General features: G+C 40.6%; 17 protein-coding genes. 6 read left to right on the top strand and 11 right to left on the bottom strand.

Translation table 11 applies throughout. The features are described 5' to 3' along the window. Nucleotides 1-11: 11 nt before the first annotated feature. The 6 genes from JM81_RS15910 to JM81_RS15885 form a co-directional block, all read right to left on the bottom strand. Complete coding sequence (locus JM81_RS15910; RefSeq protein ID WP_144804860.1) at nucleotides 12-476, bottom strand: (2Fe-2S)-binding protein; 465 nt, start codon at nucleotides 474-476, stop codon at nucleotides 12-14. 112 nt (nucleotides 477-588) lie between these two features. Further along, nucleotides 589-1,488: an alpha/beta hydrolase gene (locus JM81_RS15905; protein ID WP_144804858.1), complete on the bottom strand. Its 900-nt coding sequence runs from the start codon at nucleotides 1,486-1,488 to the stop codon at nucleotides 589-591. A gap of 31 nt (nucleotides 1,489-1,519) precedes the next feature. Next, nucleotides 1,520-1,984 (bottom strand): cyclophilin-like fold protein, encoded by a 465-nt coding sequence (locus tag JM81_RS15900; RefSeq protein ID WP_144804856.1) that lies wholly within the window; start codon nucleotides 1,982-1,984, stop codon nucleotides 1,520-1,522. A gap of 121 nt (nucleotides 1,985-2,105) precedes the next feature. Beyond that, the gene (locus tag JM81_RS15895) at nucleotides 2,106-2,600 is read right to left on the bottom strand and encodes a cupin domain-containing protein (RefSeq protein ID WP_144804855.1); all 495 of its coding nucleotides are present in this window, start codon (nucleotides 2,598-2,600) and stop codon (nucleotides 2,106-2,108) included. 10 nt (nucleotides 2,601-2,610) lie between these two features. Then, on the bottom strand, nucleotides 2,611-3,207 hold the full coding sequence (locus JM81_RS15890; protein WP_144804853.1) for a sugar O-acetyltransferase: 597 nt from the start codon (nucleotides 3,205-3,207) through the stop codon (nucleotides 2,611-2,613). Between the two features lie 28 nt (nucleotides 3,208-3,235). Further along, entirely contained in the window at nucleotides 3,236-3,628 is a 393-nt protein-coding gene (locus JM81_RS15885) for a hypothetical protein (RefSeq protein ID WP_186435592.1), read from the bottom strand. Nucleotides 3,629-3,710: 82 nt separating this feature from the next. Here JM81_RS15885 and JM81_RS15880 point away from each other — a divergent pair, with 82 nt between their 5' ends. Continuing rightward, nucleotides 3,711-4,574 (top strand): AraC family transcriptional regulator, encoded by an 864-nt coding sequence (locus JM81_RS15880; RefSeq protein WP_261375096.1) that lies wholly within the window; start codon nucleotides 3,711-3,713, stop codon nucleotides 4,572-4,574. Between the two features lie 741 nt (nucleotides 4,575-5,315). On the opposite strand, the gene JM81_RS15875 is transcribed toward JM81_RS15880, so the two are convergent. From JM81_RS15875 to JM81_RS15865, 3 genes are read right to left on the bottom strand one after another with little or no spacing between them, the layout of a single operon-like run. Continuing rightward, nucleotides 5,316-6,203 carry a type IX secretion system membrane protein PorP/SprF gene (locus JM81_RS15875; RefSeq protein ID WP_144804851.1) on the bottom strand — a complete coding sequence of 296 codons (888 nt, stop codon included), beginning with the start codon at nucleotides 6,201-6,203 and terminating at the stop codon, nucleotides 5,316-5,318. Between the two features lie 18 nt (nucleotides 6,204-6,221). After that, the gene (locus JM81_RS15870) at nucleotides 6,222-10,340 is read right to left on the bottom strand and encodes a thrombospondin type 3 repeat-containing protein (protein WP_144804849.1); all 4,119 of its coding nucleotides are present in this window, start codon (nucleotides 10,338-10,340) and stop codon (nucleotides 6,222-6,224) included. A 20-nt stretch (nucleotides 10,341-10,360) separates the two neighbouring features. Continuing rightward, complete coding sequence (locus tag JM81_RS15865) at nucleotides 10,361-10,828, bottom strand: hypothetical protein (RefSeq protein WP_144804846.1); 468 nt, start codon at nucleotides 10,826-10,828, stop codon at nucleotides 10,361-10,363. A gap of 704 nt (nucleotides 10,829-11,532) precedes the next feature. On the opposite strand from JM81_RS15865, the gene JM81_RS15860 reads away from it, so the two are divergent. The 3 genes from JM81_RS15860 to JM81_RS15850 are packed head-to-tail and all read left to right on the top strand — an operon-like array spanning nucleotide 11,533 to nucleotide 17,307. After that, the gene (locus JM81_RS15860; protein WP_261375095.1) at nucleotides 11,533-12,915 is read left to right on the top strand and encodes an efflux transporter outer membrane subunit; all 1,383 of its coding nucleotides are present in this window, start codon (nucleotides 11,533-11,535) and stop codon (nucleotides 12,913-12,915) included. Nucleotides 12,916-12,923: 8 nt separating this feature from the next. After that, a complete protein-coding gene (locus JM81_RS15855; protein WP_144804844.1) occupies nucleotides 12,924-14,117 on the top strand; it encodes an efflux RND transporter periplasmic adaptor subunit in 1,194 nt (397 codons plus the stop codon). A 16-nt stretch (nucleotides 14,118-14,133) separates the two neighbouring features. After that, nucleotides 14,134-17,307 (top strand): efflux RND transporter permease subunit, encoded by a 3,174-nt coding sequence (locus tag JM81_RS15850; protein WP_144804842.1) that lies wholly within the window; start codon nucleotides 14,134-14,136, stop codon nucleotides 17,305-17,307. Between the two features lie 158 nt (nucleotides 17,308-17,465). Here the strand turns inward: JM81_RS15850 and JM81_RS15845 are convergent, their stop codons facing one another. Further along, complete coding sequence (locus JM81_RS15845) at nucleotides 17,466-19,745, bottom strand: alpha-L-rhamnosidase C-terminal domain-containing protein (protein ID WP_144804840.1); 2,280 nt, start codon at nucleotides 19,743-19,745, stop codon at nucleotides 17,466-17,468. Nucleotides 19,746-20,066: 321 nt separating this feature from the next. Continuing rightward, nucleotides 20,067-20,483 carry a two-component system response regulator gene (locus JM81_RS15840; protein WP_144804839.1) on the bottom strand — a complete coding sequence of 139 codons (417 nt, stop codon included), beginning with the start codon at nucleotides 20,481-20,483 and terminating at the stop codon, nucleotides 20,067-20,069. A gap of 434 nt (nucleotides 20,484-20,917) precedes the next feature. On the opposite strand from JM81_RS15840, the gene JM81_RS15835 reads away from it, so the two are divergent. Together JM81_RS15835 and JM81_RS15830 are read left to right on the top strand one after the other, a co-directional pair. Then, entirely contained in the window at nucleotides 20,918-23,647 is a 2,730-nt protein-coding gene (locus JM81_RS15835) for a PSD1 and planctomycete cytochrome C domain-containing protein (RefSeq protein ID WP_144804837.1), read from the top strand. 23 nt (nucleotides 23,648-23,670) lie between these two features. Then, nucleotides 23,671-25,188: a DUF1501 domain-containing protein gene (locus tag JM81_RS15830; RefSeq protein ID WP_144804835.1), complete on the top strand. Its 1,518-nt coding sequence runs from the start codon at nucleotides 23,671-23,673 to the stop codon at nucleotides 25,186-25,188. Nucleotides 25,189-25,201 lie beyond the last annotated feature (13 nt).

Below are 25,201 nucleotides of genomic sequence, written 5' to 3'. Positions count from 1 at the left end.
ATTTTTTCTAATTAAACGTTTTCGGCATTTACGGCCGTTTTAATTGCCTTTTTTATTCTGGTATACGTTCCGCAGCGACAGATGTTGCCGTTCATGGCCGATTCGATTTCTTCATCTGAAGGATTTGGGGTTCTTTTTAATAATGCGGAAGCTGACATTATCTGTCCCGCTTGACAATAGCCACATTGTGGCACATCAATTTCCAACCAAGCTTGTTGAACTGGATGATCGCCATTCTCGCTCAAACCTTCAATAGTAGTAATCTCTTGCTCACCAACCGCTGAAACCGGCAGCTGGCATGAACGAACTGCATTATCACCCAAATGTACCGTACATGCCCCACATTGGGCGATACCGCAACCATATTTAGTCCCTACCAATTTTACGTGGTCCCTTAGTACCCAAAGCATAGGTGTTGTTGGGTCGACATCAACTTCCTGTGTTTGCCCATTAATTTTTAGATTGAATTTTGCCATGATTTTAGTGTAAGTGGATGAATAGACTCAAATTACGAAAAATATGTAGTTCATATAATGTATTGTTTATTAGAACAATCTGAAATCAAAAGAATTAAGCTAGTTCCTATTTTCATTTCAAATGCCTTTCCAGAAACGCCATAACTTTAGTATGAATGTTTTCTACATCGAACATTTCTCCGAAATGCGGCGCTCCTGGAACGATTATTAATTCGTTTTTCACTCCCTTTACCGTTAACCAAGCACTTAATAATTGAGATTGTCTCGGGGAAACCAAATCGTCCTTTTCACCGTGTATAATTAAAAAAGGAGGGTCGTTCTCATCCACATAATTGGTAGGGCTAGCTGTCTTTGCAAGGTCTGGTCGGTCAAGCGGTGCGGCACCTATCAGCAATGCCTCAGGTGATTTGGGGTCAATTGCACCAGGAAATAGAATTAATTCAGATGGTCCATAAAAATCTACAACCGCTTTAAATGAAAAATCATGGGATGTGCCGGGCATAAAGAAGTCGTCAACTTGGTCATTGTTCGATAGGCCTTGAAACGAAGCCAAATGTCCTCCAGCGGAAAAACCCATCAAGGCAAACCGTTCTGTGTCAAAACCATACTTTTCAGCATTATCGAATAAAAAGGAAACCGCGCGGTTACAGTCCTGAATCTGAGCCGGAAAAATGGCCTGTGTTGCAAATCGGTAATCTATGGATGCCAGGGCATATCCCTTATTTATGATTTCTGCCACGGTATTTTTCATATAACCGATGTCGGCATACTTGTCGTTACCAATCCACCCGCCACCGTGAATAAATACAATCAAAGGAACTTTGTCCTTTACATTGGGCGGTACATATATATCCAAAAGGTGCTTCGGTAAGGTATCATTGTTGTAGGCTATGTTACCATGCAATACGGTACCCTTTGGAAACAGAGAAATCACAGGATTGGATTTTTGACTATAAGACGTTTGGGAAATCTGTAAGGCCAATAGGAAAATTAAGAGATTTATTATTTTCATTGTAAGAAAGTTTTCAGTTTATGAAATTATTCTAGTTGTTATTGAATGTAATGCTCAAATTTCCGGAGCCCAAGGCTTTTTCAAGTCCGGTTATATCATCGATGCTTCCCAGTTTTGTATAACTATAAGAGGTTGGAAAGGTTTTGTAAAACAGCACCAAAGTTTTTGAACCATAGAGCATCAAGTCTCCATTTTTAATCGACTCAGGATTGGTGGAATTTGTCGGTAAACTTTTGGGCAAATCATAATATTTCTCATTGCCGTTCAGCTCGTTCATCTGTATGGTCATAGGTAAAAGTTCCTTGAAAGCTTTAGCAGTAGTATTGTCCAAAAGCGTGGCGGTAAAAATTTGTGAATTTACCGTGATTTTGATTTTTCCGTTTGCCATTGTAACGTTGTTTTCCGTTTTGATAGGGGCATTTGCTTTTTCACAAGGTGATGGATTGCCTATTATAACTGAAGTAAATATTAAAACCATCAAAAGTACAGATTTCATGATATTTATTATTTTTAAAATTCCTAATCACCCAGTCAACCGTTCTCTAGCTTCGGTATATTTTGCGCCTTACAAGTCTTTAACAGATGGATTAGCACCTACTTGATAATCTCCATTTGTTTCAATTGTTAGATGTATACTGCTCATCCGTTACAGGCTCAAGCCAGGTAACGAATCCATTTTCTGTTTTCGGCAAAATATACATCTGTGTAAGACTGTTGTTTTCAGTAGCGCCATGCCAATGCCTTGTATTTGCTGGAACCTTGATGACATCACCCTTTTTCATGGTTTCCCTTGGCTGTCCCTCCAGTTGATGATATCCCAGACCATCGAGCACGATAAGGATTTGTCCGCTTGGATGTAAGTGCCAATTTGATCTTGCGCTTTTTTCGAAATAAACATTCCCCACGAGGGTGTTGTAAATAGAATCATTTGCAACTAAACCATAATTATAAGCGTTTCCTGTGAAGTTATCGGCATTCCCAGCTTCACCCCTAGGAAAAATTTCTTGTTCCGAAGGATTTGATTTTGTATTTTCTTGTTTTTCAACTTTTGTGTTGCAGGCCTGACCTATGAATAGTAGTAAGGCAACTGCAAGTGTGATTTTTGTTCTCATTTTATCTGTTTTAAATTTTCTTGATGATTTTTGCAGGAGTACCGCCTACAACTACATTATCGGGTACGTCTTTAGAAACGACCGAACCTGCGGCGACCACCGAATTCTCTCCTATTGTTACGCCCTGTAAAATGGTGGCATTGGCACCAATCCACGCATTCTTCTTTATATGAATGGATTTAGGAACAAGCCCATGTCTTTCGCTGGGCGAAATCGAATGTCCTTCAGTAAGTAAACTCACTTTCGGTGCTATGAGCACACCGTCTTCAATGGTTATTCCTCCTAAGTCCAAAAAGACACAATTAAAATTGATGAAAACGTTTTTGCCAATTTTTGTGTGCTTTCCGTAATTGATATACAAAGGGGTAAAAACCGCAACGCTTTCGTCAATTTGGCTCCCAGTAATCTTACTCAACAAATCGTTGATTTCTTTTGGGTCTGTAGCGTTGTTCATCTGTAAGAGCAACTTTTTGGTCAGGTAAGACTCTTCACGCAATCTATAGGCTTCAGGATCGCCGGGGAGAAGGATCTCTCCATTTTTTAATCGATAAAAAATATTATTAGCTGCCTGCTTTGGACTTTCTTTTTTATTATCTTCCTTTTGCATTTTTTTAGTTTTGACTATGACGTAACTTTTAAATTTTTCGTACCGGTTTTAGTCTATTTTCACCGCCAAAGCTATATACCAATGAAATATTCCTATTAAAATCATCTTTGGGAACTATTTCGGTATCTATTGCCTTATTTCGTAACCAGAAAATAAAGGTCCAAGGCTTACCTTCCAAGTCAAAACGCATATCCGGTTCAAAGCTTAATTTTCCCTTTGTAAATTTTAAATCGATTAGAAGAGCAGGTTCTCCCAAAGAAAAAGAGGGTACCAACGAAATTCCATTATGGGTAACACTTGCCGTTCCTCTGAAATCATCTAGGAACGGTTCTTTTTTCTCTTGCGCCCATGTATTCATACTGCAAAGCAAAACTAGCAACGGTACCAATGGATTTTTCAGAATACCAAAATCTCTCGTCATAATTAGTTTCGTTCCTTTACGTACAAAATTAAAAATCCTGAATCCTTATTTATTACACCAACTACTCACATAATGTCAAATATTGCTTATTTTAGAAAAAAGAAGAGCTGGAATGAAGGATTTGGATAAAAATAGGCCGCGCATTCTGTTTTTAGAACTATCTCAGGAAAAGAGATTTCCGGTGGATTTCAGCACCTATTATCACACCCATTTATATTGTCACCAAGGAAGCATATCCTTTTTGTTCAACAACACAGAGATGAAATGCAAGGGAGGTGAATTTTTATTTTGGTTCGCAGAAAGTCATTTAAAAGATTTGGAATTTTCAAGAGCGTTCAAAGCAACTATTTTGCTTATAGAAAAAGATTTTTTAAACCAAAATATTCCTGATCAAAGTTGGAGTATCGATGCCATCCTTCATTCCCGTCAATATCCCATAAAACAGTTGAACGATAAAAGTGACAGAAAAAGGGTTTTATCGAATTTTAAATGGTTGCACGATAAATTTCAAGATAGGGAACATCGCTTTTATGAAGAAGTCTTAAAACTGCAAATGCGGTTGTTCATTCTTGATATGTGGCATACCTTTGCAAACGAATATGAGCGCAGAAAACGCACCTTGCAAAGTGGCTCATTGTACGAGCGTTTTGTTCACTTGGTCCAAGAACATTGTATGGCGGAAAGAGAAGTACGGTTTTATGCCAGTTTACTTAGTGTTACCCCTAAATATTTGAATTTTGTTTGCAAGCAGAACTCAGGTGCCACGGCGTCTGAATGGATCCAACGTTATACCAAGGAGCGTATCATAGTTTTTTTGCAGAACAAAAATCTGAACATTTCCGAAATTGCGGATAAAATGATGTTTTCAAGTCGGTCTTTTTTTACGCGCTATGTGAAAATGGTGTTGGGAATTACCCCGACGGAGTACAGAAGTCGATTGGAGTGATATTAAAATGTCTTCCCCGTCTTAATTCTATTGGTAGTCATGGTTTGGATATGTTCATACTCACAAGTGCTTTACGTAAACAGCCACAAATCAATTCAATAGTTGTTCTTTTAAATGGCCGTTTCACAGTACTATATTTAAAATATAAAAAACCTTTTTAGAGGCTGTCCTGTTCGTAGTCTATTTTATTATTTTCGTTAATTGACCTTTTACGGGACTCAAACTGTTTGTAAAAATTCAAAATATTACAACCCTAACGTTCTACTTGTCAGAGATGCGTATTCTCTTTAAATGCAGTTTAATTAATTACTACACTTTCCTTCAAAATAAAAAGATGGTGAATGGTAGATATCACCAACAATTACTGTTAACTCTTATAATTTTAGTGTCAAAATGCATCATTAGTTTACTTGGGGTCAACATATCTAGCCTCAATTTTTAATTATTTACAGCTATAAATCTGTTTGGGTTGTTAAAAAGTGAGCTATTCGGTGAGTATAAAAACTATAGGCTCTCAAAACCCCTATACATAGGCGTTTAAAGAGAAAGGTTCTAGACCCTCCGGCTCCACTTCATAAAACCACCTTTTGGGTGGTTTTTTTCGTTAGGCCTTCGGGAGTCTTACTCACACATACTCTATTATTAGAGTATAAACTGATTAATTAAAAAAAAACCTATGAATCTAGGATTCACAGGTTTTTTGTTTTAAATACTGCTTGTAATTAGGCCTTAAATTTAGGTTTACAGTTTTAAATTTAACATTATTTCATGGGTACCATTATCCATATACCTCACTGCACTATGTGTTGCAACCTCATAAGCATAACCTATTTTTAAGGAATTAGAAACTTTAAAAATTGCTAAACCACTAACGCTCTCATTTACCCTATAGGCTACTCCCAAATTAAAATACTCACCAAATTCTAACATGGAGGTAATATCAACAGATAAGGGGGAAGCATTTACATATCGCATTAAAACACTAGGTCTTAAAACCATATTTCCGTTTAAAGAAATGTTATAGCCTCCACCAAGATAAATATGTTGCATATCGGACCCAGCCCTAGCCGTACCATTTTCCTCTTCTAATCGGTCGTTTGATAAAATTTTAGGTATAGAAAGTGTTAAAAAGTATTTTTCATGGCTAAAATATGCACCTGCTCCAAAATTGGGATTAAATCGACCACTTAGGTTCATTAAATTAGGATCTTCTTGAATCCCGTACGTCACTAACCCCTCTGTATTGGCATTATAAGAATTAAACCCTGCTTTAAAACCAAAAAATAAATCATGATTTTCTGAAAGTTTTAAATGATAGGAAAAATCTGCCGCAATAGAAGTTTGTTTTTCTATAAAAGTTTTATCACTAATAATGGATAAACCTACTCCTAAATTTTTACCTACGGGAGTTCCAAAGATAAAGCTTTGCGTTTCTGGTGCTCCTTTCACATTAGACCATTGACTGCGAATATTAACACCCAAATCAGTGGAATTATCTGCCCCTGCATAGGCTGGGTTTATTAAATTCATATTATACACGTACAAGGTGTAGTTAGGATCTTGTTGAGCCGAAACCTTTATCGCCATCAAAAAGACCAAAATAACTATGATTTTATATAAATACTTCATTTTATTACTTTATTATGATTAATAATTGATAAATATCCAGCCTTTTAATGGAGGTGTACCATTCCCTAGATCTATAGTATATAGATAAGAACCTGGTGGTAACATATCGGAATTTGATTTATGTTTACCGTCCCAATTATTCTGATATTTACTTGCAATAAATACTTCATGTCCCCAGCGATTATATACTCTCACCAAATTATTTGGATAATTATTTATCCCTGGAACAACCCATGTATCGTTAATACCATCGCCATTTGGCGTAAAAGCCTGAGCTGGTATTAAAGTAGGTTCTTCTAATGTTGGGAAACTATCATCAACATCATTTACCCCGTCATTATCATCGTCTAAGTCTGTACTATCTGGAATGCCATCATTATCGTTATCATTAGGAAAATCATTTAAGTTAACAGCATCAGTACCCTCTGCTGCCTCAACCTCATCTGAATATCCATCATTATCATCATCAGTATCCGCATTATTACCAATTCCGTCGTAATCGGTATCGATTGTTTCACTAGGATCATTAGGGAAAACGTCTGCATTATCCCCAACATTATCCCCATCGGAATCAGTGTCTTCATTTGGGTCATTAGGGAAGGCATCCGTATAATCTCCTGTGCCATCACCATCGGTATCCATAATTTCATTAGGATCATTGGGCAAATCATCGGCATTGTCGCCCGTTCCATCACCATCAGTATCCGTATCCTCGGAATCGTCCAATGGGAAGGCGTCCTCCATATCGGGGGTTCCATCATTATCATCATCGGTATCGGCGTTGTCCCCAGTTCCATCACCATCGGTATCCGTATCTTCTGAATCATCTAACGGGAAGGCATCCTCCGTATCGGAGGTTCCATCATTGTCATCATCGGTATCGGCATTGTCCCCAGTTCCATCACCATCGGTATCGGTGTCCTCGGAATCGTCCAATGGAAAGGCGTCCTCCATATCGGGAGTTCCGTCATTGTCGTCATCGGTATCGGCGTTGTCCCCAGTTCCATCACCGTCGGTGTCCGTATCTTCTGAATCATCTAACGGGAAGGCATCCTCCGTATCGGAGGTTCCATCATTATCATCATCGGTATCGGCGTTGTCGCCCGTGCCGTCGCCATCGGTATCCGTATCTTCTGAATCGTCCAATGGGAAAGCATCCTCCGTATCGGGGGTTCCGTCATTGTCGTCATCGGTATCGGCGTTGTCCCCAGTTCCATCACCGTCGGTGTCCGTATCTTCTGAATCATCTAACGGGAAGGCATCCTCCGTATCGGAGGTTCCATCATTATCATCATCGGTATCGGCGTTGTCGCCCGTGCCGTCGCCATCGGTATCCGTATCTTCTGAATCGTCCAATGGGAAAGCATCCTCCGTATCGGGGGTTCCGTCATTGTCGTCATCGGTATCGGCGTTGTCCCCAGTTCCATCACCGTCGGTATCCGTATCTTCTGAATCATCTAACGGGAAGGCGTCCTCAGTATCGGGAGTTCCATCATTATCATCATCGGTATCGGCGTTGTCGCCTGTTCCGTCACCATCGGTATCCGTATCTTCTGAATCATCTAACGGGAAGGCGTCCTCAGTATCGGGAGTTCCGTCGTTGTCGTCATCGGTATCGGTATTGTCGCCTGTTCCATCACCGTCGGTGTCCGTATCTTCTGAATCATCTAACGGGAAGGCATCCTCCGTATCGGGGGTTCCATCATTGTCATCATCGGTATCGGCGTTGTCGCCTGTTCCGTCACCGTCGGTATCCGTATCTTCTGAATCATCTAACGGGAAGGCGTCCTCAGTATCGAGGGTACCATCATTGTCATCATCTGTATCACAAACATCTCCCTCTCCATCTGTATCAGTATCCAATTGGTCTGCATTTGCGATTACTGGACAGTTATCAACAGAATCCTTAATACCGTCACTATCGGCATCTTCATCTACTTCATCGGTTATGGTAATTGTTAAATTTCCTTCGTAGGTGTTCTCATCCTCGTCCGTTGTTAATATGCGGATGCTGTAAGATGATTTAGTCTCAAAATCAAATATTTCACTCGCCAATAAGTTAGTTCCAGAAATACTAAAACTATCATTATCGGTGTCGCCAGCTCCTGCAATTAATTGAAAAGTATGTGAATCACTAACATCAGCATCTGTAGCTGTTAAACTACCTACAATATCATTAATAACATTATTTTCTTCAATACTTGATGGAGTACTATTTATAGCTGTAGGCGGATTGCTAATAACAAATTCTGGCCCCATTGTAAAACTATGGTATAAGGTGCCAAAACTACCCGCCGAACCACCGTCAGTACCACCGGCACAATCAATTGAAATTTCCTGATCTCCTGTCATTGGAGGGTTTGTACCAGAACCAACAAGTACAATATAATAATCTGTGTTTTCCAATAAATTGACATCACTATCAAAAGTAAAGGTTACTTCAGATGAAGTTGTATTATTTGCTATGGTTGCTACCTGTGAGGTCTCAATTGAATTACTAAATTTTATACTGGTATCTGCCGAACCAGGTGCATTATCAACATCATATACTTCTAAAAATAAATCATATGAATTCGTTACATGTGTGTTTTCTAATTTTAATGTAACCGTTTTTAATGTCCCTGCAACCGGTGTGGTAAGTTGCTGCCATGCAGAAGTCCAATCTGAAGTACAAGCTGCATCATTATTACCTTCCCCATCAGAATTATTTGATGCCGTACCACTTTCGTTGGTTATGGTAATGGTAAAATCTTGTACATTATTTGGCACTATAGCTTCAATAGTTTGGGCATCAATTACTGTATAAGTCGCATTTAAACCTCCAATTAAAACCTCATTGGTTGTTAAGAAATTTGTACCTGTTAGCGTTATTGTCTCGCCATATGCCGCTGTAGAAGGGTTTATTTGTGTTAATGTTGGCGGAGCTTCTTTCGTATTTAATTCTTCATCAATTATTTCTGTATAAACATCAGAAACGCCATCAAAATATTTTGAAACAAAATAAAAGTCATACGTTGTTAACGCTGACAAACCTGTTAAATTAAATACATGTTCTTGGTTGGCAAGCATTGCAGCATTATCAGCTAAAACAACTGACACACCATTATAATCAACCCCTGCTTCTATTTGAGCCTCGGTAGGTGGTGTTGAGCCACTAGGTACCAAAACATAATATCCTGTGCCGTCTGATACCGTTGTTGCGGCATAATCGGCAGAATTGTAAGTGATATTGTCAAATGCACCTATAGCTGCACTTGCAACTCTACTAATAATTTCATCAATTTCCGGTAATGTACCAGCACCATAATACCAAATAAGCTCATCGCTTTCGTTTACGGCTAAATCATTAAATCGAACATAAAGGGCATAAGACCCATCCCCTGTTTGCGTTATAGCATTTGTTGATGGGTTTTGGTTGGTTGCATTTGTAAATGAACAACAACTATTAATTGTAGAATACGCTCTGTCCGAATTACTAAAAAATAGAATTGCTTCTTGCGCGGTCGATATTTTAATTGCCTTCGCCTGGTCTGCTTGATTTGCTATTTGGACAAATTCTTCATCCACCAAATTACCTCTTTCTTTGGTTGGACCATCAGATCCACCTACATAATCATCTCGTGTACCAACCCATAAACGAACGTTCGTTGCAGGGGAAGCACTAATATTGGTAATTTTTACTTTTATTGCAATGTACCCTTCGGGCTGTAACAGTTCAAAAATGTTCTCAACTCTGAACAACTGTCCATTGACCGTTATTTCGCCTGTGGTTTTTATTTGGCCATAACCTTCACCTGTGGTATTATTGGTAATGGTAAAACCTGAATAATCGTATACTTGATTGGTTAAAACAGGGTTTTCATTAAAATTTCCGTTAATATTCCAGCTAGCGGACCCGTCACCACCTACACCCCATCTAATGTCTAATGGGTAATTACTATACGTTAGTTGTCTATAAGTAGAACCATTATAATAAAATGGTTGCTGCATATTTCCTGCATTGTTTATGGAGTTTTCTGCTCCACTGCCAATTCGTAATCGGTTGTTGTTCAACACCCGATTGGTTTGTGAGTGAACAGTATAGATATTGGTCAAAAACAATATGACCAACACTAGTTTTAAGGTACTAAATTTCATATTTAAAGGTATTTTGTAGATTAAAGTTGGTTGTTGGTTATTTCCCAGCCATTTTGGGTTTTTAGAAAGTATATTTCTGTATTATTGGTTTTTCTTTTTCCATTAATATCAAAAGATAAATAGAGGCGAACAAAAGCTTTTGAGTCATCTATTTTTAACGTGTGAAATAGGAAATATGGAGGATTTTCTAGGGCATAGATATCACCTTTATTTATAAGTACTACAGGCTTTCCACTTACAATCGTATTTGTAGGAATATCTAAATCTACTCCATGATTTAATACATATAAAGTAGAAGTGGTATTGAAACTTAAATTGGATTCCTTCCATAGATTGGGATTACTTAAACTTTGAGTGATAATTTCATTGGGTAATTGGTCTAAATCCCCATTTTTATTATAATCCTGAGCTTTCATGGTAGTAATGCATGAATAGAAAATAAATAAGATTAAGATAGATTTGTTTAGAACCATTTCACTTGTTTTCATAAAATAATAGTTTGAGGGTTTTTAATGTTGATTAGGATAACTTTTAAACGTTTTAAAAAGTACTATTTTTCTTACGTTTGTTGTGAAACACCAATTATCGTATGTGAAATCTGTCAAATTATAAGTGTAATTTTATATCTCATTAAAATTTCATTAAATGAGGCTTGTGAAGACTTTGTTGTCTTAGGTAATGCTGTGCGATTGTTAATTCCTGTGGATTATAAAATAATAGGGATATTAATATGCGATAACTGCTATAAAACTAACGAAGACTCCCCTTCCACTATTTTAGACAATAGATTCTTCATAACAACGAGTAAATTTGGGTTTATATGATTGTGCTTGCAAATTTCAAGGCTAGGCCTGCGTAAGTCAAAAGCCAGCGCTAATGCTCACACCATGCTAAAAAGGTCAACAAGACCTTTTATGAACGCAAGGTAGTCTCCGGCTCCACAAAATAAAACCACCTTTTGGGTGGTTTTTTTCGTTATATCTCTTTATATCTCTTTAAGTTTTTCGTAAGTATCTCAACTACAATGACAGTTAATTCCTAAAATACGGGAACACGTTAACAAGATCTTAAAACATTTATAATTTCCTTAAGGGTTATAAAGAATAAAAAAATATAATTTCAAGCGTTTTGTTTATTAATTCTAAAATTTAGATAAACAATTATCCGGTTTTAGGTTAAAAAATCTATAAAATTGCAGCGCTACAAAAAGAAGAAATCTGTTCTCGTCTCCATCTTGATCGTTACCATTTTTGGTTGTTCCCCAAAAATGAACAACGTAACCCTTCCTATAGCTGATATTACAGCGTTCTCCAATACTGGAAATAACGCATTGGAAGACAAATGGTGGACCACCTTTAACGACAACACGCTTAACACATTAATTGACAGCGCGCTACGATCCAACTATGACCTTGAAGCCACTTGGCAGCAGTTTCTGGCTGCTAAAGCCACGGTTTCACGAACGACATCGGACAAATGGCCACAAATAAACGCTTCTGCTCAGACCGCAGAAAATTTTCCTATCAATGATTTTACAGGAGGTGAAAATACCCAGTTGGGAATTACTGCAGCTTATGAAATAGATTTATGGGGGCGTATACGCTCTGCTGTACAAGCGGAAAAATATAGAGCCGAAGCCAGTCTTTTTGATTATCGAACAGCTGCCATAACGCTCTCTGCAGAAATTGCCTCTACTTGGTACCAACTGGTAGCGGCAAGGAAACAATTAGAAATCACGGAAAACCAAATCGCCACGAATGAAGATATCATTAAATTGATTCGTTCCCGTTTTGTGGGCGGACAAGTAAGGGCCGTGGATATATTACGCCAAGTACAACTACTGGAAAGCACCAAGGAACAAAAAATCATATTTTCTACCAACGTACAACTTTTAGAAAACCAGTTGGCCGTTTTATTAGGTCGCCAACCACAGGAGAATTTGGAGCTGCAAAACGCCAACTTACCTAATCTACCAGAATTACCGTCTTCCGGTCTACCGTTAGAACTTGTTAGAAGAAGGCCCGATCTACAGCGATCCTATGCCAATCTTCTTGCTGCCGACCGTGATATGGCATCGGCCGTTAAAAATAGGTACCCCCGTTTATCCCTTAATGCAAGGGGGCAATTACGGGCTAATAATTTTCAGACTTTGTTCGATAATTGGGCATATTCCATTGCAGGCAATCTTTTTGCACCCTTGATCAACGGTGGCGCGTTAAAAGCGGAGGCCAAACGTAGAAGCGCCATTAAGGAACAACGGTTATACGAATTTGGCCAAACCACTCTGGTAGCCTTCCAGGAGGTAGAGGACGGCCTGGTACAAAACCAAATGCAAAAACAACGGACAGAAAATATAGCAAGACAATTGGAACTTGCCGAAAAAAGTAACAACCAGTTGCGTGTGGAATTTTTGAACGGATTTAGTCCATACTTGGATGTATTGATAGGCCTCGACCAAGAACAACAATTACGACGCGATTATGTTGCCGCACAATTACGGCAAATACAAGCAAGAATAGGATTGTACAGAGCTTTGGCAGGCAGTTTTGAAACGGATAGGAACATAGAAAATTAAAAAGGACGATGAGCAGTAAAAAAATACTTTGGATTTGTTTGGCGATAATTGGTGGTGGCATTCTTATTACCACCCTCATATTTTCCACAGAACCAGAAGCGCAAATGGAGGGTGCCAGTCTAGAAACGGCTATGTTGGTAGATGTAATGCCCGTAAATAAAGGAACCTTTGAACCGGTTATCGTAGCAACCGGGACCGTACAACCCTTGGAAGATGTAAATTTGAGTCCCTTGGTATCTGGGCAGATCATTCGTCGTGATGCTGCTTTTACCCCGGGCGGATTTGTCAAGAAAAATCAGGTATTGTTACAAATAGACCCGGCGGATTATCGCAATACCTTGGCCCTTAGGGAAAGTGAACTGTTACAATCGCAAACCACATTGGACACCGAAATGGGCCGTCAGCAAATTGCCCAACAAGATTTAAAGTTAATTGTGGACGATTCCCTATTTGGCAACGACCCCCTTTCTGAGGAAGAGCGGCAATTAGTGTTAAGAAAACCACAACTGAACGCGGTAAATGCAACTATTGGAGCTTCAAAAGCCGCCGTGGACCAAGCTAGGCTCAATTTGGAACGCACCACCATAAGAGCACCTTTTGATGCCCATATCTTAAGTCAGAATGTAACCAAAGGTTCTTTGGTGGCACAAGGGGATGTTCTGGGGCGTATAGTGGGTATCAATGCATATTGGGTAGTTGCTACTGTGCCCGTCTCCAAATTACAATGGTTAAGGTTCCCATCCAATGAAATTAAAAAAGGGGCACCCGTACGCATAGAAAATTCATCGGCTTGGTCAGGAGACGCTTACAGGGAAGGCTATCTAGATCGGCAGATAGGCGCATTGGACGGGCAGACCAGATTGGCCCGTGTATTAATAAAGGTTGAAGACCCCTTAGCCATATCATCTACTAATGAGGGCTTGCCCAAACTTATGATCGGCACTTTTGTAGAAGTCCATATACAAGCGGAACCAATTGCCAATGTGGTAAAATTAAGTAGGGATTATATACGCAGCAATGAAACGGTTTGGGTCATGAAAGAGGGGAAATTGGAAATTAGAAACGTTGACATTTTATTAACCGATGATTCTTTTGCCTACGTTAAAAATGGACTGGAAGATGGGGACCAAGTGGTAATTACGGACTTAAGTACGGTTAGCAACGGAATTGGGCTACGTACCAAATCCGAAGAAGGGGAATAAAATAAATATGGCTGGCATGGAAGAGCAAAAAGACGAGAAAACAATTAGGAAAGAAGGCATCATCGCTTATATGGCAAAAAATTCCATTGCCACCAACCTGTTGATGTTATTGTTATTGATTGGCGGACTTTTTACTATGTACACCATTCAAAAAGAAGTATTTCCAGAATTTCAATTAGATTTTGTAGAGGTATCCGTAGCCTATCCAGGAGCATCACCGGCAGAAGTGGAGCAAGGTGTTCTGCAACCGGTTGAGGAAGCGGTACGGGGTGTTCAGGGAATTAAGGAAATTGTTTCCGAAGCAAACGAAGGGTCCGGTCAGGTAACCATAGAACTCGTGGCCGGGTCAGAGCGCATGAAGGCATTTCAGGATATTGACCAGGCCATTAACAGAATACGCACTTTCCCGGATGATATTGAACGGCCCGAGGTGCAATTACAATCACGCCAACGCGATGTGCTTCAAATTGGACTATACGGCGCTGCAGATATTTGGACCTTGCGCCAATTGGCAGAACGTCTACGGACGATACTTCTTAGCAATCCCTCTATCACCCAGGTAGAATTAGGCAATGTGCCGGATTATGAAACCCGCATAGAAATTTCCAGCAGAACGCTTCAAAAATATAATTTGACCCTAGGCCAAGTGGCCGATATCATCCAACGAAGCAGTAATGATGTACCTGCCGGAGCTGTACAGACACAAAGTGGAGAAATCTTACTGCGAATGCAGGAAAGAAAACAATGGGCCAAGGAATACGGGAATATTACCATAGTGTCATCCGAAGACGGAGCAAAAGTAACGCTCAACGATATTGCGACCATTACGGATGGTTTTGTAGAAACCGGTTTTCACGGACAATTCAATCAAGAAAACTATGTTGAACTCCGCATATTTAGAATAGGGAACCAATCGCCTTTAGAAATTGCCGATGTTACCAATGACATCCTAAAAGATTTTCAACTTCCTCCAGGTATTAACTATAGAACAGACAGTAACCGGGCAGCGGATTATAGGGAGCGACTTTCCTTATTAACGGAAAATGGAATTTTGGCCATTGTCATTGTCTTGATCATCCTTACCCTTTTTTTAGAATACCGTTTGGCCTTTTGGGTCATGATGGGTATGACCGTTTCGTTTATTGGCGGAATGATTTTACTGCCCCTAATTGGTATAAGCGTTAACATGATTTCCATGTTCGGGTTTTTGGTGGTCCTAGGCATTGTGGTAGATGACGCTATAGTAGTAGGAGAAAATATTTATGAATACCGCCAAAAAGGGTTAAGTCCTATGCGCGCGGCAATTGAAGGTACTAAAGATGTTTCCCTCCCAGTTATTTTCAGTATTGTTACTACTATTATTGCCTTTGTACCCCTACTCTTTATGCCTGGCGAAACGGGTAAATTCTGGCAACCGTTACCCGCTGTGGTAATTGTAATATTAGCGGTTTCATTGCTGGAAGCTCTTTTGATACTGCCATCGCACCTGGCCCATTTAAAGAAAAAATCGCCTAAAAACAAAAATAAATGGGTCCTAAAATTAGAAAGCTGGCAACGTGCTTTTGCCACTAGTTTTGATTCCTTTGTAGAAAAGAAGTACCGTCCTTTCCTTGATCTCTGTCTTAAATACCGATACATTACACTTAGTGCGGCCGTAGCTTTGTTACTTATAGTGGGTGGCTATGGATATAGTGGACATATGGGAATGATCATGATGCCCGAGGTTGCTGCAGATGAAATTGAAGCAGGGGTTAGATTACCCGTAGGAACTACCCCGGACCAAGCGGCAAAAGTAGCGCACGCCATATCAGAATCTACCCAACGTATGTTCAATGAGCATAACCTTTACGAAGTGGCAGAAGGTATAAAAACCAATGTCCGTGGCCAAAATTTTATAGATGTTGAAATTGTAATGCTGCCACCGGATCAGCGGGATATTACGGCGGCCGAAGTAATTGCCCTATGGCGCGATAATATTGGGGATATTGAAGGGGTGGACCAAATTACTTTTGAGGCGGAAAGAGGTCCCGGTGGTGCAAGACAGGATATTAGTGTGGACCTAAGCCACTCGGACATTAATGTTCTGGAACGTGCCAGTGCGGCATTTGTAGAACGTATGGACGCTTTTTCCAATACCCGTGATGTTACGGATAACTACAATAAGGGAAAAATGCAGTATGATTTTAAACTGCTGCCCCAAGGACGTAACCTTGGCCTAACATCCGATGAAGTAGGTAGACAAGTACGTGATGGTTTCTTTGGTGCATTGGCCATGCGTCAATTGCGCGGAATGAATGAAATAGAAGTCCGTGTAAAACTACCCTTGGAAGAACGCAAGGACATCAAAAATTTAGAGAAGTTTTTAATTCGAACACAAGATGGTATTGAGGTACCCCTTATGGACGTGGTAGAAATAGAACAAAGGGAAGCGTTTAGTAGTATTAACCGTAGAGACGGCAGAAGAGTGGTCAATGTTGGTATGGATGTAGAACCTGCCAATGCCGTAGGCCGTGTAATTGCTACCGTACAAGAAGAAACCCTACCTCAACTACGAGCGGATTTTCCCGGTATTACCTGGAGTTTTGAAGGGAGTCAGGCCGATATGCGTGAAAGTACCAATACCTTAAAAGCAGGGTTCTCCATAGCCATGTTATTAATATATGCTCTATTGGCCATTGCCTTTAGTAGTTATATTCAACCATTAATTGTAATGACGGCAATCCCCTTTGGGATCGTAGGAGCCGTAATTGGCCATATACTTTTAGGTTATGACCTCTCCCTTGTAAGTCTTATGGGTGTCATTGCCTTATCTGGCGTCGTGGTCAACGACTCGCTGATTATGATAGATTTTGCCAACAAAAGGCGAAAAGAAGGTCACCCTATTTATTATTCCATTCATGAGGCGGGCTTACGACGATTTAGACCTATAATTTTAACTACCATGACCACTTTTGGAGGTTTGGCCCCTATCATTTTAGAAACATCAAGCCAAGCATTTTACCTGATACCCATGGCCATTTCATTAGGGTTCGGTATTGTGTTCGCCACTGCAATTATATTGGTCATAGTACCCTGTTTGTATTTAACCTTGGAGGATATTAGGCTCTATATTCAAAAAGGTAGAACGGTAAGAGAGGTCGATGTTTCTGAGGAAGAATTGCCACAAACTACCGTTCTTACGGACAAATAAATTCATTCCATAAGTCTATTTTTTTTCGATGTCCGGCCCGCCATATATCTTAAGGGAAACATCCCAAACATAATAGTAATCTTTGATAAGGAATTGCTCCCACAGTCATAGAACGTCAACACATGGTAGGCCACAAGAAGCCTTTTACTCAAAAAGAATTACTTCAACACAAATTCATAGCTACCTGGCCTCACGTTTTTAACCACTAAAAAGTTCCTGATACGTGCTGCTTTCACCCGTTTATTGTTCATGAGCAACACCTTTTTATTCTTTTTTGCCGGTACCCAAATTTCTGATAATGTATTGGGTGGCACCACAACGGACATGGCTAACCCTTCTGCAGCATCGTTACGTATAGCCACCTCTATAGTACCTTTCATGGTAGGGTGTTTTATACTGGCCCATTCTAAACTTCCAATTTGTGGTTTAATTCTTATTTCCTCAAAACCGGCTTTTAAAGGTTCTATTCCCATAACTCTTCTAGGAATAATATTTGCGGGTGCCGCACCCCAGGCGTGGTTCCAATCTTGGTTGGGTTTATATTTATTATCCCATGCTTCCATAGAAATGGTCGTTCCCACATCATAAATGGCATGTGCCCAACCTCTATCGGATTTTGAGGTTAACAATTCCAAACCATAGGCAGCATCTTCCCCTATGTAAACGGCATCCAGCAAATGTTGAGAGCCGTACACACTACAGGCCATTTTTCTACTTTTAGTATATGCCGTAACCTTCTCCACATAATTTCTAGGCACAAGATCAAACGCCAACGCAAACATATTAGAATGTAAGGCGCTATGATCTGTAGAAATCCCATCTCTATACCTACCTCTTTCCTTATCCAAAAAATTATCGTTGAACGCTTTTTTGTGTGCCTTGGCCAAACTGCTGTAATTTTCACTATCCTCAGCATTACCGACTACCTTGGCAATTTGAGCCATTGCCTGTAATGATGCATTGTAATAGGCATTTACCACCGCATTATAATCGGTAAAAACAAATCCGTCGGTTTCGCCGGTATCATCATCACTCAAGCCTAAAATTCCTTTGTGAGGCCAATCTACGATATCACGCAATGATTTATTTTCATCATTATAGTGAACGGCCTGGTGCACTTCTTTGGTCAATTTACCGGTTCTTGTACTTATCAATCCGTCTTTATCGGCAAGCATGGTCAAACTTTTATTTTGTAGTTCATCATAATAATGTTCAAGAAAATCGCTGTTGCCCGTATACATATAATCTTGATATGCCATAAGGACCGATGTCAAAATCCATTCGGTAGGCCATGTGGCATTAAATAACATGTACTCTTGGCTTTTACGGGACATGGTATATTCATTGTCAACCCCATAATGACTTAACTGATTTATATACGCATCTGCTTCATAAGGTATACGCTCACGGTCCCCATCTACATATACCCCCGTAAAACTGGTTGCCTTTATGGAATACTTACAAAATTCCCAGATATCGTTCAGCAAAGAATTTGATGATTCAAAGTGCGAGCTGTACTCATTAAATACGTAGGTAGCCATTATTCTTTCTATATGTACTATGGAACTACCTCCCTGTATCTCACAATATCTAAATGGATAAACATCACCAATATAAGTTGGCATCAGCACGGCTCCCGGCCTTGTGTTTTTAGAATCCTTTTCTATATTGATGTTATAGGTATTTACTCCTTGTTTAAGGGGTATTGTTACCGAGCGATATCTGCGCGAACCTCCTGGTTCCGCCTCCAACCTATTCTCATTATTTAACACTTCCCCAAAAGCTACGGTCAACGAATCATTTTTCTTTTTAGAATCTATGGTCACCTCTATCCTACCAAATGCTGCCTTCCCAAAATCGTAGAAGTGTAAACTTTCATTTATTTTCTTCTCCGCAACAGGGGTTTGTGTTGTTGTTACCAATGGGTATTGCGCACTATCATACGCCTTTAATTGTGCCCCAGTTCTAAACCCTTTAATCTGTGACCATTCTGATGCATCCGTAGTGTTGGTCCACACCCGTACCCGCCAAAAATATGTGGTATGCACATCTAGTGGTTGTCCGGCGTACTGGACCATTGCGTTTTTACCCAATTGCTGTTGACTATCCCACATATTGGCCGTATTGTTCAGTAATGCCGCTACCGATGTGGCCACTTGAATATGGTAAGCAGTTTGCATATCACCAACAGGGTCAATTTGTAAAGCCCAAGAAAAGGTAGGCTGCTTGCTGTTGATGGTCGCTAGTTGAACTGGCTCTATAAGATTGTTAATATCGGTTAATGCAATATGGGATAATTTTCCATTGACAAAAACTTGATCGGTATGTTCCAAGAGATTACATCGCAAATTTACTGGAGGTAATGTTTTTTGTGCGTATACAATGGTAACAGCTATAAGACAAAATACCAATACAACTGTTTTTGTAATTTTTTTCATTTTTTACTAGGTGTTAAAATAGCCACTTAAACCGATGTGCAAATTTCGCCAGGAAGCTAAAATGCCAACCAAATGCCTAAATGCAAAGTTTATTTTTTCTAAACTACTACAAAAACCATAAAACTAGCCGAAACACTTATAACTATTCCAATTTATGATATCGCTAGCTTTTGAAAATTAGACAGTTAAATAAAAGAAAAAATAGTATAAGAATTGTTTAGTCCAAGCTTTAACGAAAAAAACCACCTTCAGGGTGGTTTTTTTCGTTATGCCTATGGGTGTCTCACGCCAGCGCTACTACGAGCACCTATGCTAAATGCTTTAAATAGCCAAGGGGGTATTCGTATTTAAACTCTTATAAATATTAGTCAGTGTATTGGCCAATAATGGCTTTGAAATAAAGTCCTTTACGGTACTATATTTTTTACTTCGCAAAATTTCATCGGCACCTATATAGGAGCTGACAATAAAAATTTGAGGTTTAACTTCCAAGGATAATTTTTCAAATTCATCCAAAAATTTCCAGCCGTTCATAACGGGCATATTTAAATCCAAAAAAATGACATCAGGCATGCTTTCCCCTTTTTCTGCGAGTGAAGTAAGGTTTATCAAAGCCTCATAACCATCTTCAAATACCATAATATCCGAACCAAAATCTTTATTATGGTTCAATAAAATTTTAGTCCCATACACACAAATGGGATCATCATCAATGATACAAACCGTTTTAATTTTCATAGCACACACTTTTTTTTAATTACATACAATTTTCTTTCTTATAATTTAACAGTATAAAACTTACAATTACCTGACAATGTATTGTAAAATATTTTATTAGTCGATGATTTTTTTACTAAATTTTACTACAACGTTGTAAATTTTAAGATAATTCGACCAACGGTAACTAATTCATTCTTAAATCATTGGAAATTGTAATCCAAAAATTCGTACATGTTCAATTAAAATGAAATGTCGTTAAACTAATATGGTATCATATATTTTAAAAACGCCTTGCATGAAACAAACACATTTGTTAAAATTTCATTCCCATCTAATTAATTGTAAAATTCACACTTACAATTAATTTAAAATTCTTAATATTAAGATTGCGTATTTAATTCGCAGTCAAAAGTGATTATAAGTCCATATTTTAAATAATTTTCCCAATAGCAATGCGCCCAAGACAAAAGCTATTTAAATACCTCTTTACGGCCCTAGCTCCTCTCCTATTTTCCTGCAATAGCAGTTCAAAGAAAATAGATTTTAGTAGCCAGATAAAACCCATTTTAAACAATAAGTGCATTACTTGCCATGGTGGCGTAAAAAAGAGCGGTGATTTTAGCCTACTTTTTAGGGAAGATGCTTTTGCGGCCACAGCCTCTGGAAAACCTGCCATTATACCGGGAGATGCCAGTGGAAGCGAATTCATAAAACGATTAAAGTCCAACGACCCGGAATTGCGCATGCCTTATGAAAAACCTCCGTTGACCAAGGAGGAAATTGAACTACTGACCCAATGGGTGGAACAAGGTGCGGAATGGGGTGAACATTGGGCATATACCTTACCGGAAAAAGTGGAAGTCCCTGCCTTGACGGAAAAGGCTGCAATGGTCAATTTTAGTGAAAACTATTTTCTACAAAATGATATTGATCGGTTTATTCTGGCCAAAATGAGCTATGACACCCTAGTGCCCAACCCACCTGCCGAACCCCATGTATTGATTAGGCGATTGGCCCTTGACCTTACGGGCCTACCTCCGTCAGATGCACTGTTCAATGCATTTGTATCTGGAAAGACTACGTATGAAGAAGCGGTGGACCTACTATTGGCGCAACAAAGTTTTGGGGAGAAATGGGCCAGTTGGTGGCTAGATTTGGCGCGTTATGCGGATACTAAGGGATATGAAAAAGATAAGGGAAGGAGCATGTGGCGCTACAGGGATTGGGTCATCAAAGCCTTAAACGATGACATGCCCTTTGATCAGTTTACGACGGAACAATTGGCCGGCGATCTATTACCGGAACCCTCCGTTGATCAGTTGATAGCCACCGCGTTTCACAGAAATACCATGAACAATGATGAAGGCGGTACCGAGGATGAAGAGTTCAGGGTAGCTTCCGTTCTGGACCGGGTCAATACCACATTTTCTGTTTGGCAGAGCACGACCATGGAATGTGTTCAGTGCCACAGTCATACCTATGACCCCTTTAAACATGAGGAGTACTACAAGGCCATGGCGTTTTTCAATAATACCAGAGATGAGGACACACCAGATGAGAGTCCCACAATTCGTTTCTATTCTGATGCGCAAGAGCGCCAAAAAGAGGAAATCGTACAATGGGTACAAACGTATGGCTCTCAAGAAGAAGCCCGAAACTATGTCGATTTCCTGACCTTTATGGAACCCAAATACCTGGCCCATAACGCCACTGATTTCGTGAACGGCGAACTCGCCGACACCAAATATTTGGCCCTTTGGGACGATGGTTCCTGTGTTATGAAAAATATAGATACACAAGGAGCCTCTTCGGTATACCTGTACTATAGGGGATTTATGGAAGGCACCACCATTACCATTAGGGAGCAGGATGCCAACGGTGCGATCCTATCCCGCTTTAAAGTGGGCAATACCAAGGGCAATACCATTGAAAAAATACCATTTAAACCCATACACCACATGGTGGACCTATATTTTGAGGCGGACAACAACTCCATTGCTCCACAGGTATCTACCAGTCATATTACGTGGCTTGCCTTTATTAAGGACCTTCCCGGAAAGAACAAGCCGGGTTATGAAAAAATAAGCAATGCGTTTTTAAATGTATTGAATTTGAAAACGCCTACGTTGCCAATTATGATCGAGAACAAGGAACAGATGGCCAGGACCACCCAAGTTTTTGATCGTGGCAATTGGTTAATGTTGACCGATACCGTAGAACCGGGCACTCCAAAAATACTCAATCCTTTTGACGATGCATGGCCAAGGAACAGGCTGGGTCTTTCCAAATGGTTGGTAAGCACCGAAAATCCGCTAACGGCTCGCACCACGGTGAACAGGGTTTGGCATCAGCTTTTTGGAAGGGGTATCGTATCGTCCCTAGAGGACATGGGTACCCAGAGCGACCCACCAAGTCACCCAGCGTTATTAGACTGGCTGGCGCTTCGGTTTATGCATGAACATGATTGGGGCATGAAGGCCATGATCAAGGAAATGGTATTGTCCGGCACCTACAGGCAAAGTTCTGTCGCCACCCCGGCCTTATATCAAAAGGATCCGCACAATACCCTTTATGCCCGGGGACCCAGGGTACGGCTTACGGCGGAACAGATCAGAGACCAAGCACTGGCCGTATCTGGATTGTTGAGCGATAAAATGTACGGCCCCGGGGTTATGCCACCCCAGCCCGATGGCGTATGGCAATCCGTTTACAGTAACGAATCATGGGTAGAAAGTAAGGGTGAGGACAAATATAGGCGTGCCGTATATACCTATCTAAAACGTACCAGCCCCTATCCGTCCTTTATCACTTTTGATGCCGGTAGTAGGGAGGTGTGTACCATTAGGAGAACCGTAACCAATACCCCTTTACAGGCCTTGGTAACCCTAAACGACCCCGTTTTTGTTGAGGCGGCTTTTGCTTTTGCTCAAGCTATGCAGCATGAAAACGTGGAAACCGGTATTTCCAAAGCATATGAGAAAGCCACACGTGCACCTATAGAAGAGGAACGCTTACGGGTATTGAAAACACTTTATGACCAGGCATTGGAGGAATTTACCTTAACCGCTGGTGAAAACACGGTTTTTATGGGCCTTGAGGAACAACCGGACCCAAAACTTGCCGCATTGACCGTGGTGGCAAATGCCATTATGAATTTGGATGAATTTTTAACAAAGGCCTAAGCCCTACATCAAAATGTACGCGCATGAAAAATAATGTAGAACGACTTATAGCAGAAAAATTACAACGGGAGGTAGCCGCAAAGACCCGTAGGCATTTTATAAAACAATGTGCCACGGGTATGGGCGGGTTGGCCTTAGGCTCCATTTTTATGGGTTGCGACCCGCTACGGCCCCAACAAGCAGGGACAGGCACACAGAACGGGTTTACCGAGCGTGACCTCAACCCTTTGGCGACCCTTCCCCCACCATTTTCCCCAAGGGTGAAAAATGTCATTTACCTGCATATGGCCGGGGCACCCTCCCAATTGGAAATGTTCGATTATAAACCGGAACTGGCCAAATTGAACGATCAAGCCTGTCCGCAATCCTTTCTTGAAGGCAAAAAATTCGCTTTTATTCGCGGTACGCCCAAACTTTTGGGACCGCAAGCCACGTTCAAACAGGAAGGGGAAACGGGGAATTGGGTATCGGACAACCTACCCCATTTTAAGAAGGTAGTAGATGAAGTGGCCTTTTTAAAAGCGGTACATACCGATCAGTTCAACCACGGACCCGCACAATTGTTCATGCATACCGGCAGTCCGCGTTTGGGCAGGCCCAGCATAGGCTCGTGGGTAACGTACGGTCTTGGTTCCGAAAACCAGAACCTACCCGGTTTTGTAGTCCTCACCTCGGGCGGTAAGGCCCCCAGTGCCGGAAAAAGTGTTTGGGGCAGCGGCTTTTTGCCTTCGGTTTACCAAGGGGTCCAATGTCGCTCTAAAGGAGACCCTGTACTCTACATAGAAGACCCTGAGGGTATTTCAAGGGACCTAAAAAAGAATACCATCAAGGCCATCAACGAAATCAATAAAAAGGAATATGCCAAATATGCCGACCCGGAAATATTGGCCCGCATCAATCAATATGAAATGGCCTACCGCATGCAGATCGCGGTTCCGGAGGTCATGAATATCAATAACGAGCCGGACCATATCAAGGAAATGTATGGCGTGGAGCCCGGTAAGGAATCCTTTGCCAATAACTGTCTGTTGGCGCGTAAATTGGTAGAGGACGGCGTTCGCTTCGTACAATTGTTCGATTGGGGGTGGGATGCCCATGGCACGGACCCAAGCACCGCCGTGGATTTGGGGTTAAAGAATAAATGCCGCGAAATAGACCGACCCATGACCGCCCTTTTGCTAGATTTAAAGCAGCGCGGCCTCCTAGAGGACACCCTAGTGGTCTGGGGAGGAGAGTTTGGCAGAACCCCAATGCAGGAGAACAGGGAAGGAAAGACCATGGGCTTTAAAGGACGTGACCACCATGGTGATGCCTTCACCATGTGGATGGCCGGTGGGGGCATTAAAAAAGGTGCCTCTCACGGAACAACGGACAGTATTGGGTTCGCCGGGGTAGATGGCAGGGTGTCCGTACATGATGTGCATGCCACCATTTTACATTTACTGGGCTTTGACCACGAACAGTTTACCTATGATTTTCAAGGTAGACCGTTTAGGTTGACCGATGTGGAAGGGGAAATCATTAGAGAAATATTGGCCTAAAGAAAACTAACCC

It is taken from the genome of Maribacter sp. MAR_2009_72, assembly GCF_007827235.1.
Taxonomy (GTDB): Bacteria; Bacteroidota; Bacteroidia; order Flavobacteriales; family Flavobacteriaceae; genus Maribacter; species Maribacter sedimenticola.
Note: the sequence above shows the minus strand (reverse complement) of the source record. Positions and strands in the feature narration are given on the sequence as shown.

Coding starts and splice junctions, on each gene's coding strand:
- JM81_RS15890 (WP_144804853.1), bottom strand. CDS start 3,207: ATGCAAAAGGAAGATAATAAAAAAGAAAGTCCAAAGCAGGCAGCTAAT.
- JM81_RS15835 (WP_144804837.1), top strand. CDS start 20,918: ATGCGCCCAAGACAAAAGCTATTTAAATACCTCTTTACGGCCCTAGCT.
- JM81_RS15865 (WP_144804846.1), bottom strand. CDS start 10,828: ATGAAAACAAGTGAAATGGTTCTAAACAAATCTATCTTAATCTTATTT.
- JM81_RS15900 (WP_144804856.1), bottom strand. CDS start 1,984: ATGAAATCTGTACTTTTGATGGTTTTAATATTTACTTCAGTTATAATA.
- JM81_RS15845 (WP_144804840.1), bottom strand. CDS start 19,745: ATGAAAAAAATTACAAAAACAGTTGTATTGGTATTTTGTCTTATAGCT.
- JM81_RS15870 (WP_144804849.1), bottom strand. CDS start 10,340: ATGAAATTTAGTACCTTAAAACTAGTGTTGGTCATATTGTTTTTGACC.
- JM81_RS15840 (WP_144804839.1), bottom strand. CDS start 20,483: ATGAAAATTAAAACGGTTTGTATCATTGATGATGATCCCATTTGTGTG.
- JM81_RS15910 (WP_144804860.1), bottom strand. CDS start 476: ATGGCAAAATTCAATCTAAAAATTAATGGGCAAACACAGGAAGTTGAT.
- JM81_RS15895 (WP_144804855.1), bottom strand. CDS start 2,600: ATGAGAACAAAAATCACACTTGCAGTTGCCTTACTACTATTCATAGGT.
- JM81_RS15905 (WP_144804858.1), bottom strand. CDS start 1,488: ATGAAAATAATAAATCTCTTAATTTTCCTATTGGCCTTACAGATTTCC.
- JM81_RS15830 (WP_144804835.1), top strand. CDS start 23,671: ATGAAAAATAATGTAGAACGACTTATAGCAGAAAAATTACAACGGGAG.
- JM81_RS15885 (WP_186435592.1), bottom strand. CDS start 3,628: ATGACGAGAGATTTTGGTATTCTGAAAAATCCATTGGTACCGTTGCTA.
- JM81_RS15855 (WP_144804844.1), top strand. CDS start 12,924: ATGAGCAGTAAAAAAATACTTTGGATTTGTTTGGCGATAATTGGTGGT.
- JM81_RS15850 (WP_144804842.1), top strand. CDS start 14,134: ATGGAAGAGCAAAAAGACGAGAAAACAATTAGGAAAGAAGGCATCATC.
- JM81_RS15875 (WP_144804851.1), bottom strand. CDS start 6,203: ATGAAGTATTTATATAAAATCATAGTTATTTTGGTCTTTTTGATGGCG.